The sequence below is a fragment of the Bradyrhizobium sp. SZCCHNS1022 genome, assembly GCF_032484835.1.
Taxonomy (GTDB): Bacteria; Pseudomonadota; Alphaproteobacteria; order Rhizobiales; family Xanthobacteraceae; genus Bradyrhizobium.
The window spans coordinates 24,019-37,521 of record NZ_JAUETT010000002.1 but is presented as its reverse complement, the minus strand read 5'-3'; the positions used below and the strand labels follow the sequence as shown (position 1 = coordinate 37,521).

The 13,503-nt window shown below is 63.5% G+C and carries 12 protein-coding genes; 2 read left to right on the top strand and 10 right to left on the bottom strand.

Annotated elements, in window-relative coordinates; all coding sequences use genetic code 11:
• Positions 1–14 precede the first annotated feature (14 nt).
• Positions 15–887 carry an ABC transporter permease gene (locus QX071_RS13600; protein ID WP_409977516.1) on the top strand — a complete coding sequence of 291 codons (873 nt, stop codon included), beginning with the start codon at positions 15–17 and terminating at the stop codon, positions 885–887.
• Positions 884–1,756: an ABC transporter ATP-binding protein gene (locus QX071_RS13595; RefSeq protein ID WP_315703225.1), complete on the top strand. Its 873-nt coding sequence runs from the start codon at positions 884–886 to the stop codon at positions 1,754–1,756. The genes QX071_RS13600 and QX071_RS13595 overlap by 4 nt, the downstream gene beginning before the upstream one ends.
• Positions 1,757–1,847: 91 nt before the next feature.
• On the opposite strand, the gene QX071_RS13590 is transcribed toward QX071_RS13595, so the two are convergent.
• The 10 genes from QX071_RS13590 to QX071_RS13545 all read right to left on the bottom strand — a co-directional run bounded on the left by QX071_RS13590 (position 1,848) and on the right by QX071_RS13545 (position 13,391).
• Complete coding sequence (locus QX071_RS13590) at positions 1,848–3,356, bottom strand: glycerol-3-phosphate dehydrogenase (RefSeq protein WP_315703224.1); 1,509 nt, start codon at positions 3,354–3,356, stop codon at positions 1,848–1,850.
• Positions 3,353–4,087 (bottom strand): class II aldolase/adducin family protein, encoded by a 735-nt coding sequence (locus QX071_RS13585; protein ID WP_315703223.1) that lies wholly within the window; start codon positions 4,085–4,087, stop codon positions 3,353–3,355. The genes QX071_RS13590 and QX071_RS13585 overlap by 4 nt, the downstream gene beginning before the upstream one ends.
• Before the next feature lie 18 nt (positions 4,088–4,105).
• On the bottom strand, positions 4,106–5,161 hold the full coding sequence (locus QX071_RS13580) for a 2-hydroxyacid dehydrogenase (RefSeq protein WP_315703222.1): 1,056 nt from the start codon (positions 5,159–5,161) through the stop codon (positions 4,106–4,108).
• Complete coding sequence (locus QX071_RS13575; protein WP_315703221.1) at positions 5,154–6,725, bottom strand: FGGY-family carbohydrate kinase; 1,572 nt, start codon at positions 6,723–6,725, stop codon at positions 5,154–5,156. Before QX071_RS13575 ends, QX071_RS13580 begins: the two co-directional genes overlap by 8 nt.
• Before the next feature lie 2 nt (positions 6,726–6,727).
• Positions 6,728–7,837: an ABC transporter ATP-binding protein gene (locus tag QX071_RS13570; protein WP_315704251.1), complete on the bottom strand. Its 1,110-nt coding sequence runs from the start codon at positions 7,835–7,837 to the stop codon at positions 6,728–6,730.
• A gap of 22 nt (positions 7,838–7,859) precedes the next feature.
• Positions 7,860–8,966 (bottom strand): ABC transporter ATP-binding protein, encoded by a 1,107-nt coding sequence (locus QX071_RS13565; protein ID WP_315703220.1) that lies wholly within the window; start codon positions 8,964–8,966, stop codon positions 7,860–7,862.
• Between the two features lie 6 nt (positions 8,967–8,972).
• Positions 8,973–9,830: a carbohydrate ABC transporter permease gene (locus QX071_RS13560; RefSeq protein WP_315703219.1), complete on the bottom strand. Its 858-nt coding sequence runs from the start codon at positions 9,828–9,830 to the stop codon at positions 8,973–8,975.
• Between the two features lie 16 nt (positions 9,831–9,846).
• Positions 9,847–10,773 carry a carbohydrate ABC transporter permease gene (locus QX071_RS13555; RefSeq protein ID WP_409977517.1) on the bottom strand — a complete coding sequence of 309 codons (927 nt, stop codon included), beginning with the start codon at positions 10,771–10,773 and terminating at the stop codon, positions 9,847–9,849.
• A gap of 144 nt (positions 10,774–10,917) precedes the next feature.
• Positions 10,918–12,357 carry an extracellular solute-binding protein gene (locus QX071_RS13550; protein ID WP_315703217.1) on the bottom strand — a complete coding sequence of 480 codons (1,440 nt, stop codon included), beginning with the start codon at positions 12,355–12,357 and terminating at the stop codon, positions 10,918–10,920.
• A gap of 20 nt (positions 12,358–12,377) precedes the next feature.
• Positions 12,378–13,391, bottom strand: coding sequence for a sugar-binding transcriptional regulator (locus QX071_RS13545; protein ID WP_315703216.1), 1,014 nt, complete (start codon positions 13,389–13,391; stop codon positions 12,378–12,380).
• Positions 13,392–13,503: the final 112 nt, after the last annotated feature.

Here is a 13,503-nt window from a genome sequence, read left to right as displayed (position 1 = left end):
ATCGGGAGGACCACATGCCGGCTGCGCCTGCGATCGCCGAGCGAGGCGAGGCGTCGAGCGAAGCCCCGCCACCGAGGCCGCGCTCATTTGGCGAGCTGGCGGTGCGCTGGTTCCGGCTCAACCAGGATAGGCTGCGCGCAACCGCCATGGGCGTGGTCTCCCTGGTCGCCTTCCTAATCGTCTGGCACCTGCTCACGACCTACCGGGTCGTGTTCTTCGTCCGCTTCACCAACGTGCCCGCGCCGCTGGAGGTCTATGCAAGCTTCACCAGGGCGATCCATGATCCGAAATTTCTGCTGCATGTCGTGCTGAGCTGCCGGCGCATTTTCATCGGCTTCTCGCTGGCAGCCCTGATCGGTGTGCCGCTCGGATTGATCATGGGCCGGTTCAAGCTGATCCACGAGATCGTCTTCCCGGTGGCCGAGGTGCTGCGGCCGATTCCAGCGATCGCCTGGGTGCCGATGGCGATCATGCTGTGGCCGACCAACGAGCAGAGCATTGTCTTCATCACCTTCCTCGGCTCGTTCTTCCCGATCCTGGTCAACACGCTGCACGGCATGTCCCTGGTCGATCCGGTGCTGGTGCGGGCGGCGCAATGCCTTGGCGCGCGGGAGCGATCGATCTTCCGCGAGGTCTACTTTCCGGCCTCGCTGCCGCACATCTTCACCGGCCTCACCGTCGGCATGGGCGTCGCCTGGGTGTCGCTGATCGCAGCCGAGATGATCTCGGGTCAATACGGCATCGGCTATTTCACCTGGGAAGCCTATTCACTGGTTCAGTACGCCGACATTGCGCTCGGCATGATCGCAATCGGCGTGCTCGGGTTGGGGTCGAGCCTCTTGATCCGCGGCGCCGGACATCTGGTGATGCCGTGGAGGACGCAATGAACGAGAGCCTGGCCAACCCGCCCCGGGGGCATATCGAGGTCAGAGATTTCTCGCTGAGATACGAGACGATCGAAGGACCCGTCGAGGCCGTCACCAATACCCACATCCATGTCGAGCCGGGCGAGTTCGTCTCGATCGTGGGGCCCTCCGGCTGCGGCAAGTCGACGCTGCTCAACGCGGTCGCCGGATTCCTGAAACCGACGACCGGCGTCGTCACCGTTGACGGTGAGGCCGTGAGCCGACCGAGCGCCGAGCGCGGCATGGTGTTCCAGCAATATTCGCTGTTTCCCTGGAAGACTGTGCGAGAGAACGTCGAATTCGGCTTGAAGATGCGCGGCATGCCGCGCTCGCAGCGCGAACGCGCCGCCCGCACCCTGCTCGGCCTTGCCGGTCTCGAAGCGTTCGAGAAGCACTATCCCGAAAAACTCTCCGGCGGCATGAAGCAGCGCGTGGGCATCGTGCGGGCGCTCGCCACCGGACCGAAAGTGCTGCTGCTGGATGAACCCTTCGGCGCACTGGACGCGCAAACGCGCGTCATCATGCAGCAGATCCTCACCAATATGTGGCAACGGCTGAAGATCTCGGTTCTGTTCGTCACCCACGATATCGATGAGGCGATCTTCTTGTCCGACCGCGTCTACTGCATGACCGCGCGTCCCGGCTCGATCAAAGCCGAAATTGCAATTCCGCTGGAGCGCCCCCGACAGCAGGCGATGATGATGTCCTCGGAATTCCTAGCATTGCGGCGCGGGCTGATGTCGCTGATCCGCGAGGAAAGCCTCAAGGCGATGGGAGGGGAGATCAACGATCTCGGCATGCAGGGACTGGACATCGAACTGCACGGACAATCGCTGGCCGAGGTGCTTTAGCCGGATGACGCCGAGCAGCCGCACTCAGCCTCCCTCCTCATGAACGAATGCACATCGACGACGGGGCGAGTACGGCAGACACCATCCGGCATCAGATAGAGCGCGCAAATGCCTCCCGCTGCGCGGGTGTCAGATGCAGGCCGTGCTTGGTCCGCCGCTCCAGATAATCCGCGGCCCTGCTCGCCCATTCCGTCTCATGCAGAAACACCGCCTCGCATTCATAGAAATCACCGCCAAAATGGCGGCCGAGGTCGGGAAGCCTGCGCGCGGCCCCAAGAAGCTGCCGCGCCCGCGTCCCGTAGCGACGGGCGTAGTGATGGATCAGCGTGCGAGGTAGATCGGGATACTCGCGCGCCAGCTGTGCCGTGAAGCCATCGAAGCTGTCGCCGATATCGCCGCCCGGCAGCGGCTGCCCAGCGGTCCAGCCCGGCGACATCTTCAGAAACCACGGCTGCAGTCGCTGCAGCGCCTGTTCCGCCAACCGTCGATAGGTCGTGATCTTGCCGCCAAAAATGGAGAGCAGTGGCGGCGTATCCTGGGCGCCGTGAATCTCGAACACGTAATCCCGCGTCACCGCGGACGGATTCTCGGCGTTGTCATCGTAGAGCGGACGGACGCCGGAGAATGCGTGCACGATCTCGTGCGGCTGTGGCGGCGCCCGAAAATAGCGCTGCAGGACTTGCAGCAGGTACGAGATTTCGGCCTGATCGATCGCGACGTCCTCAGCGCGACCCCCATAGGCGATATCGGTGGTCCCAACCAGTGCGAGGTCATCCTCATAGGGATTGACGAAGATGACGCGATGATCCGTGTTCTGCAGCAGATAGGCCTGCGATCCACGCCAGAATTTCGGCACCACGATGTGGCTGCCCTTCACAAGCCGCACATTGTGGGCAGAGTTCGTTCCCGCTACGCCGCGCAGAACATCCTGAACCCACGGCCCTGCGGCATTCACCAGCGCGCGCGACCGCACGACCTGCGCCCCGCCGTCCTCGCCCTGCAGCTGGAGGACCCAGACCTCGCCCTCCCTCCGCGCGCTCACAACGCGCGTGCGGGGCAGGACCTTGGCGCCGTTGCGCGACGCATCGATCAGGTTGAGAATGACGAGCCGGGCATCGTCGACCCAACAGTCGGAATATTCGAAGCCGCGGCGAAACTCAGTGCGGAGGGGCGTGCCTTCAGGCGCATGCGCCAGATCGAGCCCGCGGCTTGCCGGCAGCTGCTTGCGGCCGCCTAGATGGTCGTAGAGAAACAGGCCCGTCCGAATCAGCCAGGCGGGCCGCTGCTCCGGCGAATGCGGCAGCACGAAGCGCATCGGCCAGATGATGTGGGGCGCCGAGGCCAGCAGGATCTCGCGCTCGATCAGAGCCTCACGGACTAGGCGGAATTCATAATATTCGAGATAGCGCAGTCCGCCGTGAACGAGCTTTCCCGAGCGCGACGAGGTGCCCTCAGCAAAGTCGTCCTTCTCGCAGAGCAACACCTTGAGGCCGCGGCCTGCGGCATCGCGGGCTATGCCGGCTCCGTTGATGCCGCCGCCGATGATGGCGATATCGACCAGACCGTGATCCCTGCCCGCGTCCGGCGCAGTCCCTGTCATCGCGTTCTGCTGCGCTTCTTCTCAGGCCGCTTCCGGGCCGCGGCGGCCGTCACGCGCGCTTTCGCCGGCTTCGGTTTCGGTGCCTGCAGGCCGTAGGTCGAGAACCCCTTGGCCGTTTCCGCAATTTCCTCGGCGCTGAGGATATGCGGCGTGCCGAGCGCGAGCGAGAGGTAGTATTGCCGTGCAATCGTCTCCAATTCGACCGCGAGCCACATGGCCTTGTCCAGATTGGCGCCGACCGCGATCATGCCGTGGTTGGCGAGCAGGCAGCCATTGCGGCCTTCCAGCGCCTTCAGCGCCAGCTCGGACAGTTCCGCCGTGCCATAACGTGCATAGCCCGCGCAGCGGATCTCGTCACCGCCGAACGCCGCCATCATGTAGTGGCAGGCCGGAATCGGCTTGCGGGCGATCGCGAGCACGGTGGCGTAGGTTGAATGGGTGTGGACGACACTGCCGACATCCGGTCGTCCGCGCATGATGTCGAGATGAAAGCGCCATTCCGTGGAGGGCTGCAGCGGCCCATCCCACGAGCCGTACTCGCCTTCGATCGGCATCGACGCGATCATCTCCGGTCTCATCGAATCGTACGGCGTTGCCGATGGCGTGATCAGCATCCGATCCTTGTAGCGCGCGGAGATGTTGCCGGACGTGCCCTGGTTCAGACCCGAGGCGTTCATCCATCGACATTTGGCGATGATGGCTTCGCGCAATTGTCGTTCTTCACGGGTCATCTGAGATACCTTTCGTCTTCAACACGGATTGAGTGGCGGCTCGCCGGCAAGAAAGCGGCGAACCTCTTCCGCCGCCTGATCAGCGGCGAAGGTGACTGTGCGCACGGAGGCACCGGCGATGTGCGGCGTCAGCGTGACGTTCGGCAGTTGCAACAGCGGCCAATCCTGCGGTACCGGCTCGACTGCAAACGTGTCGAGCATGGCCCCGCCAACTCGCCCCGAGGACAACGCCTCGTAGAGCGCATTGTAGTCGACCAGCGGTCCCCGGGCGGTGTTGATCAAGACCGCGCCTGGCTTGATCCGTGCGAGCGCTTCGCGATCGATAAAGCCCGTCGTCTCGGGCGTGACCCTGGCGTGCAGACTGATCACGTCGGCACGCGCCAGCAGCTCCGGCAAGGCGACATGTTCGACCCCGTCATTGCGATCCTGAGCGCTGAGCTGAACATAGGGATCGGTCACCAGGATCTTGCAGCCGAACGCCTTGAGCAGCTTCACGACCCGCGTGCCGATCGCGCCATAGCCGACGATGCCGACGACCATCTCGCTGAGCTCGCGTCCCGTGCGATCGGCGCGATAGAGATCGCCGCGCCATCCGCCGCCGCGCAAGGATTCATGTCCGCTGCGAATGAGGCGCGTTTCGGCGAGAATAGCACCGATCGTGAATTCGGCCACGGCGCTGGCATTGCGCCCCGGCGTATTGACGACGAGCACCTGGTGCTCGCGCGCGGCCTGCATGTCGATATTGACCGGACCGCCGCGCGAGACCGCAATGAACTTTAGCTGAGGAAGCCGCTGCAGCATCGACCGCGAGATCGGCGCCAAATGTGTCACGAGCAGCGATGCGTCGCCGATGAAATCGACGACCTCGTCGGGATCGCCCATGAACTCCTTCAGCCCGTCGAGCTTCGAGCCGGCGTAGCCGTGCTCCATCGGCTCATCCGGCCACGGTTGCTCCAGCATGCGGATCTCGACGTCGTTGCCGCAGGCCGCCGTGATCCGTTCGGCGAACACCGACGGCAGCATGAAGCGGTCACCCACGATGGCGATGGAGCTAGACTTGATCGAGCTAGACATGAGTGGCTCCCGCGCGCAGCGCTGCGAGCTCCTTCCAGACCGGACGCGCGGCGAGTCTGGCGTTGACATAGGCGGGGAACATCTGCCTGTAACGCGAAGCCAGCGCGCTGTCCGGCGCTTGCGGCGTGTTCAAATAGGGCCTCACCCAATCCTCCGCGCAGGCCGCCATGTCCGGATAGAGGCCGGTCGCGACGCCAGCCATCATCGCTGCTCCGGCAGCGCCGGCCTCGCCGCGGCTGCAAACGCTGATATCGCTTTCGAGCGTGGCGCCCAGAATGGCGCCAAGTGCGCGGCTCCGCGCAGCGCCGCCTGTCATCCGCACCTCGCCAGGCAGCGAGCCCATCGCGGCATAACAATCGCGCGCCGCAAATGCGAGTCCCTCCATCACCGCCCGCATCAGATCCCAATAGCCGTGGCGCGAGCGTAGCCCCAGAAATTGCGCGCAGGCCTCATGGGCAACGAAGGGACCGCGCTCACCGGCATCGGAAATGAACGGATGAAATAGCAGCTCGCATGGTTTGGCCTGCAACACGTTTTCGTCCAGCCCCCGGATCAGGTCGGCGCGCGAGCGCGTCACGCCTGCGGAGGCCAGCAAGTCTCGTGCGAGATCAAGCAGCCAGTCGATATTGAGCGTGGCGGCCATATTCGATTGCATCTGGGCATAATGGCCGGGCACCGGGAATGGCATCGTATAACCCGTTGCCTCGTCGGTGAGCGTCACGTCGCCAGCGCTTCGCGCGAGCCGCATATGCATCCCGGTCGAACCGATGATCGTACAGCCGACGTTAAGGGCTCGATCATACAGGCCGGCACCGAGCGCCGTGCAGATCACGTCGACGTAGCCGAGCACGACCGGGACGCCCTCCGGCAGGCCGATTTCGGCAGCCGCGGCCGCATTGAGCGGGTGCGTGGCGGTCACGCCGTCGACGACCTGGGGAAACAGCCGCACGAGGTCAGAGATGCCGATCAGCCGCGCAGTCTCCGCATCAAAGCCGCGCGTGCGGAAGTTGCCGCACGAAAAGCTCGCTTCCGAGGGATCGGTTGCGCGTTCGCCGGTCAGCAGGAAGTAAAGCCAGTCCTTGCAGTGGAATGCGGTCGCGGCGCGTGAGATGATCTCTGGTGCGTGCGCCTGCAGCCAGGCCAATTGCGGTCCTTGCTGGCAGGCATTCAATCCGGAGCCGGTCCGCCGATGGAGCGCAGCATTGCGATCGCTCGCGCGGATCTCCTCCACGATGGCACCGGCGCGAGAGTCGAGCCACAACAGCGCCGGCGCGACCGGCTGGCCGTTGTCGTCGATCAACCATGTGCCGTCGCCCTGGCCCGTCACCGCGATCGCCGCAACACGCGCTGCAAGATCGGGAACGGCCGCGCTCAGACCGCGAAGCGCCGCGACAGTATCAGTCCAGGTCCGCGTCATGTCTTGCTCGACGTGCCCTGCGCCAGCCGCGTCATAGGCATTCGGCAGCGAGACATCGGCAAGTTGCCGGCCGCTCGCGGTGAACGCCACAGCCTTGATCAGGGAGGTGCCGGCATCGATGCCGATAATGACGTCGCGGCTCTGCATGGTCAGGCGGCCTCCGCATGATGAATGCAGGCGCCGTCGGCGGCGAAGATATGAAGATGCCGCGACTCCATCGCGAACGGGACCACATCACCCGGCCGCGCCGCAATCCGGTTCGACGTGACCGCAATCAGGAGCTTGCCGGCACAGTCGCCTGCGACGTGGGATTGGTCTCCCAGCCATTGATTGGAGACAACACGCAGGCGCACGTCTCCCCTTCCCACCGCGATCTTATGCGGCCGGATTCCGACCGTCAGGCGCGCACTCCCCGCCAACACCTTCTGTGCGGTATCGTTTAGCGTGGCGCCCTGGATCTGGAAAACAAGATCCGGAGCAACCGACAGGCCGAAACCACCGTCGCTGCGCATGACCTCCGCCTGCAGCAGGTTCATGGGCGGCTCGCCGATGAAACTCGCGACAAACAGATTGGCCGGGCGATCCTTCAATTCCCGCTCACTGGCAAATTGCTGCAGGACTCCGTCTTCCATCACCGCGATGCGGTCGGCCAGTGCACTCGCCTCGGTCTGGTCGTGGGTGACGAAGATCGCGGTCATGCCGCGCTCGGCAAGCAGCCCCTTGATCCGGCCGCGCAGCACGGCACGGAGCTGCGGCTCCAACTGTCCCATCGGCTCGTCCAGAAGATAGAGATCGGCGTCGCGCACCAGCGCCCTCGCCAGCGAGACGCGCTGCTGCTGGCCGCCCGAGATGGTGCGGGGAAAGCTGTCCAAAATGTCTTCGATCTCGACCAATCGCGCGACGGTGTCGACCCGGCGGTTGACCTCGCTGCGCGGCAATTGCTGCGCTTTCAGCGCAAACGCGATGTTCTCGCGCACTGTCAGCGGCGGATAAAGCGAATAGCCCTCGAACGCCATCGCCACCTTGCGCTGGGCCGGCGGCAGCCGATGGATCTGCCGGCCTCCCAACACGATCGACCCCGAGCTCACGTCCTCGAACCCTGCGATCATGCGCAACGTCGAGGTCTTGCCACAACCTGACGATCCCAACAGCGCGACGATCTCGCCTTCCGCAACCTGCATGTCGAGCGCGCGCACCGCGTGAACGGGCGCTTTACCGGCACTGCGATAGAATTTGTCGACATTTCCGAGTTCGAGCATGCCCATCACCAAGCTCCCTCCCTCACGCGGCGTGCCGCCGGTGCGGCTGGCCGACGCGAAGCCCGGTCGCACGGTCGAACAGCAGGGCCGCTTCCGGCGCGAAGCGGACCAGCACATTCTCGTCGGCGCTGAGACTCCGCGACTCCGGCGGCTGCGCAGCCAGCCATTCGGTACCGTCGGAAAAGCGGAGCAGCACGACGGCTCTTTCATGGATCGGCGTGACCGCGATAATCCGCGCCGGGATTCCGCCTTCGCTACCTTCCCCTGAGATCACGAGATCGTCGGGCCGGATGCCGAGCCAGCATGCTCCGTGATGGTCCAGCTGCTGCTCAAACGGGGCAAGCCGCACGCGCGAGCCGGAAATCTCCGCGAACCCTGCCCCCTGCTCCGCGCGTGGCGTCACTTCGGCGAGATTGATGCTGGGGTCGCCAAACAGCCGGGCAACCGCGACCGACGCAGGGCGGCTGTAGATCTCATCCGGACGAGCGACCTGCTCGAGCCGCCCGTTGACGAGGACCGCAATGCGATCGGCGATCGCCATCGCCTCGCGATAATCCTGGGTCACATAGAGGACCGCCGCGGTGCCTCGCCGCAACAGGCTCGGCAGCTCGAGCCGCATCTCATAGCGCAGCTTGGCATCGACGTTGCGCAGGGGATCGTCGAGCAGCAGAACCTCGGGATTGCCGATCAGGGCGCGCGCCAACGCCGTGCGCTGCTTCTGCCCATTCGACAGTTCGCGCGGCATATGGCCGAGCACATGCTCGATCTTCAGAAGGCCGGCGATCGACTTGACCCGTGCGGCGCGGTCAGTATCGGCCTGCTTCGCACGCAGCCCGCTCGTGATGTTGTCCCGGGCGGTCATATGCGGAAACAGCGCAAAATTCTGAAACGCCATGCCGACGCCGCGCCGCTCGGGCGGCGCGCCGACGACCGACTGTCCGCCGATCAAAATGTCTCCGTCATCCGGCTCGAACATCCCCGCGATCATGCGCAGCAGCACCGTCTTGCCGCTGCCGGACGGGCCGAAGACAGCCACGATCTCGCCGGGCTCAACGGTGAGCGACACATCGTCGGCGCAGCGCACTGTGCCGAATGTCTTCATCAGCGAATTGAGCTCGAGCCGTGCCATACGTTCTCAGCCTTTCACCGCCCCGAGCGACAGCCCTTCGACGAGGTAACGTTGCGCATAAAGTGCAAGCACCAGCGTCGGCATCACCGAGAGCACGATCGCCGCAGCAATCTGGCCATATTGGATGCCTGACGCCGTGACGAAGGCGAGCGCACCCACCGTCACCGGCTGCTTGTCGGCGGAGGCCAGGATCAACGCGAACACGAAATTGTTCCAGCAGAAGATGAAGGACAGCAAGCCCGCAGCCGCGATTCCCGGCCCGGCAAGCGGCACCGCGATCCGCGTGAAGGCTTCGCGCCAGGAATGCCCGGCGAGCCGATAAGCATGCTCGATGTCCGGGCTGATATCCTCGAAATACCCGCGCACGATCCACAGAATGAGCGGCAGCGCGATCAGCTGATAGACCCACACGATCCCGATATAGGTGTCGCTGAGCCCGAGTTGCTGATAGTACAGCGACAGCGGCAGCAGCACCAGCAAGGGCGGCGCGAAACGGAACGACAACAGCGTGAACGCAATGGTCTCGCCCAGCCGAAACTTGAACCGCGCAAACGAATAGGCTGCCGGAATGCCGAGCAGCAGAGCCAGGACCACCGCCGCACTCGACAGCACGAAGCTGTTGAAGAGGTTACGCATGAAGGAGATCTCGAGATTCCCAGCTGCCGTATGCAGCTGGCCCGAGATCAGCGCCTCATAATTGGCGAGAGTCGGCTCAAACAAGAGACGTGGCGGAATCCGCAAAATCTGCTCGTTGGTCTGGAACGACATCAACAGAATCCAGACGATCGGGAACATGAAGAAGACGAGCACGACCGTGAGCGCCACGCCCCGGAAGATGCGTCCCGCCAGACTGGAGTGATCCATCGCCGCCTCCCCTCGCCTAGGCGTGACCGTGGGCGCGCGCCCGCAGCCGCAGCCAGTTCTTGATGAAGATGTTCGACAGAATGTTGGTGATCAGCCAAAGGATCATCAGCAGCGCCGCCGATCGTCCGACGTTGGTGTACTGGAAGAACTCGAGATAGGCCTGAACTTGGAACACCATCAGCCGGTCGCCGGGTCCGCCCTGCGTCATGGCGTAGATGATGTCAAACTGCTGGATGGAATCGAGCAGCCGGAACAGCGAGGCTGTGATGATATAGGGCGCGAGCATCGGCAGCGTGATCCGAAAGAACACGAAGCTCGCGGGCACGCCATCGAGTGCGGCGGCCTCGAACGGCTGGCGCGGCAGCGAGCGCAATCCGGCCAGCAGCAGGATCATGATGAACGGCGTATAGACCCAGACGTCGACCAGCACCACGGTGAACAGCGCAGTCGAGGGATCGGAGGCCCACTTGAAATCATGGACCCCGAACAGGCTGACGAGATAGGACAGGATGCCGAAACTCGGATTGGTCATGAGCTTCCACATCAGCGCGGCAATCGCCGGCGCCGTCATCAGCGGCAGCAGCAGCATGATCGAGACCGCATTGTGGAAGCGTGTCGGCCGTCGCAGCAAGAGCGCAATGCAGAGGCCGAGCAGCAGCTCAACGACCACCGTCGAGGCCGTGTAGACGAGCGAGATTCGAAGCGTGTTCCAGAATGCGGGGTCCGACAGGAAGTCGATATAGTTGTCGATCCCGATGAAGCCGCGAAGGTAAGGCAAATTCAGGCGGTAGCGCTGCAACGAATACACTGCCGCCGTGATGAACGGCACCAAGATGGCGATGCAGACGAGCAGCGCCGGCAGGCTCAGCAGGTAAGGCAGGATGCGGCCACGCAGCTTTGTCGCACCGCGTGGTAGCGCATTGGCCTGAAGAAGTTGAACCATGCTCATGACGATAAGAGATCGCTCATTCGTTTGCGCCAGCATCAACATGACTGCCATGCGGTGCTTTGGCGCCGACATTCGCAAGCATCGTAGATGGGATGCGAACGTCAGCGCCCGGAACACCAGGCTTCAACCGAGGCGAATTCAACCAAGACCTGCCTGCTTCAGCTGGCGGTTGATACTGTCGGCGAGCTTGTCGAGCCCTTCATCGACGCTGACCTCCTTGGCTACCATCTTCTGCAGCGAAGCCGCCCATTCGGTCGTGAGGTCGAAGAACAATGGCTGCGCGGTAAAGTAGATCTTCGCCCCGGGAGACGAGACGTCGAACTGCTCGAGATAACCGGGATAGGATTTTGCAATCCGGTCGCGGAACTCCTGGTCCTTCCACACCGACGCGCGCACTGGATTGACGAAGTCCATCTTGCGGGCGCCGAACAGATCGTGCTCGACCGAGGCCGCCCATTGCATGAACAGCCACGCCGCATCCTTCTGCTTGGAGAAGCTCGACAGAGCCAGCGACCAGATCCAGACGTTCGGTGTCGGGGCCTTGGCTTCCGGATTGGCGGCGAAGGGAACGTAACCGAGGTGACCTTTCTCCTTGTTGTCGCCGCCGTTCATGAAATAGCCGAGGATGTCGGCGTCGAAGATCATGCCGGAAGCACCGGCGCCGAGATCGGTACCGACCTGGTACCAGGTGTATGTCGACCAGTTCTTCGGACCCGAGGTCTGGATCATCTTGACCCATTTCTCGTGGAATTCCCTCGAGGCCTTGGTGTTCATCGCGGCCTTTAGCTTGCCGCCTTCCATCACGAAATCCTTCTGGCCGAAGTTCGAGTAGGCCGACAGGAAACCCGGATGGATGGTCGCCCAGGAGCGCGAACCGCGGACACCGATGCCGTAAGATCCGCCCGCGTCCTTGGTGATCTTCGCGGCGACGTCGAGCATCTCGTCGAGGTTCTTCGGCGGCTTCACCCCGACCTTGTCGAAAATGTTGCGATTGTAGGTGATGTTGTTGAGCTCATAACCCCAGGGGATGCACCATTGCTTGGCTTTGCCGGAGCCGAGCTCGGAGCCGGCAACGCCGTCCCACGCCGTCGATGCCCTGAGGTTCGGCAGCACGTCGTCCCAGGCGAAGGCCGGATTGGTCTTCGCGGGATCCTTGATGTAGGGGTTGAGGTCCTCGATCCAGCCCGCCGGACCATAGGTCCAGGTCATGTAGGCGCCGGTCATGAACGCGTCGTACTGATCCGACTTCGACGACAACGCCGCCGTCACCTTGTCGAAATAGACGTCTTCCGGGAAGATATCGTAGGCGACGTTCATCCCGGTAAGGTTCTTGAACGCGTCAAGATCCGCGATCATCGCGTCGACGTAAGGGTGCTTGTTCAAGAGCAGCTTGATGGACTTGCCGCTATAGGCCTTCCAGTTGAAGTCCGCCGCCATCGCACGCGACATCGCTGATGCGAATGCGGCATTGGCCGCGACACCGGCGATGCCGAGCTTGGCGGCGCCGTCGAGGAGATCACGCCGACTGATGCGTTTGGCGGCGTAGGATTCGAATAGACTCTTCTCGCGATCGTACATTGAAGCCTCCCATGTTGGCGTTACCTGCCCTTCCGACTTTTGGTCTTGGTCTTGCCGGATGTTGCCTCCGGCTTTTCGCTTGCGAGCGCTTGCGCGGTCGCTTCGTCGATGATGAGGCCATGCAGGAGGCCGCTGCGCAGCACGGCAAGCAGTGCCGTCACTTTCGCGAGCCCGCCGGCAATGGCGACAATGCGGTGTTTCCTGAGATCCGCGGCCTCCATCGAGGTGGCGCGCGCCGAGAGATCGATGTCGAGCATCTCACCCTTGGCATTGAAGAAATGGCCGAGCAGATCGGCGCAGGCCCCGGCCCGCTTCAACTCCACGACCTCGTCGGGCTTGATCATGCCGCTCGAGACCAGAAAGCCGTCGCTGTGGATCTGGCCGATGCCGACGACCAGGAGCGACGCCCTGCGCGCGAGCGCGAACACATCGGCGATGCCGTACTGCTTCATCAGCACGGCACGGTCGGCGACCGAATTCGCAAACACCGGCACCGGCAGCAGATAGGCTTCCGCGCCGGTTCGCTCGGCCAGACGATGAATCACGTCGAACGGATTGGCAGCGAATTTCCGCGTCAGGCCACCGAGCAACGACACGAACTGCACATCGCGCGCGGGGGTCTGCGGCAATTGCTCGACGACGGCCGCGAGCGTGCGCCCATGCCCGACGCCGATGATCTTGTGTTCGCCGCGCTCAAGGATCTGCCGCAGGAAGCTCGCGCCTTCGAGCGCGAGTGCTTTCAGCGGCAACTCGCCTTCGCCGAGGTCGGGTGCGACGCGGCAAAAGGACAGGCCATAGCGTTCGGCAAGCGCGTTCTCCAGCGCCACGCATTCGGCCACCGGCCCCTCGACGAAGACGCGGATCATGCCTTCGCGACTCGCGCGCGCGATCAGCCGATGCGCCTTGGTGCTTTGGATGTTCAGCCGCTCGGCGACCTCGGACTGCGTCAGCCCGGCGGCGAAGTACAGCCACGCCGCGCGCGTCGCAAGCGAAGCTTCGCCATCAACCGTCGGCAGCCTGTCTGGTGTCCCCACGCCGAAAAGCCCGCTTGCAAAATTCTTCACACCTTGCAAAAAATTGCAGAGGCGCGGACGATCGTCAATCCCCCAAACGTGCTGCGGTGCAGTCGAGCCCGGATCGCGTTGT

Bases quoted from the DNA above. Each gene is read 5' to 3' on its own strand.
- QX071_RS13570 (WP_315704251.1), bottom strand. From the start codon at position 7,837: ATGCTCGAACTCGGAAATGTCGACAAATTCTATCGCAGTGCCGGTAAA.
- QX071_RS13595 (WP_315703225.1), top strand. From the start codon at position 884: ATGAACGAGAGCCTGGCCAACCCGCCCCGGGGGCATATCGAGGTCAGA.
- QX071_RS13590 (WP_315703224.1), bottom strand. From the start codon at position 3,356: ATGACAGGGACTGCGCCGGACGCGGGCAGGGATCACGGTCTGGTCGAT.
- QX071_RS13575 (WP_315703221.1), bottom strand. From the start codon at position 6,725: ATGCAGAGCCGCGACGTCATTATCGGCATCGATGCCGGCACCTCCCTG.
- QX071_RS13555 (WP_409977517.1), bottom strand. From the start codon at position 10,773: ATGGTTCAACTTCTTCAGGCCAATGCGCTACCACGCGGTGCGACAAAG.
- QX071_RS13565 (WP_315703220.1), bottom strand. From the start codon at position 8,966: ATGGCACGGCTCGAGCTCAATTCGCTGATGAAGACATTCGGCACAGTG.
- QX071_RS13600 (WP_409977516.1), top strand. From the start codon at position 15: ATGCCGGCTGCGCCTGCGATCGCCGAGCGAGGCGAGGCGTCGAGCGAA.
- QX071_RS13560 (WP_315703219.1), bottom strand. From the start codon at position 9,830: ATGGATCACTCCAGTCTGGCGGGACGCATCTTCCGGGGCGTGGCGCTC.
- QX071_RS13585 (WP_315703223.1), bottom strand. From the start codon at position 4,087: ATGACCCGTGAAGAACGACAATTGCGCGAAGCCATCATCGCCAAATGT.
- QX071_RS13550 (WP_315703217.1), bottom strand. From the start codon at position 12,357: ATGTACGATCGCGAGAAGAGTCTATTCGAATCCTACGCCGCCAAACGC.
- QX071_RS13580 (WP_315703222.1), bottom strand. From the start codon at position 5,161: ATGTCTAGCTCGATCAAGTCTAGCTCCATCGCCATCGTGGGTGACCGC.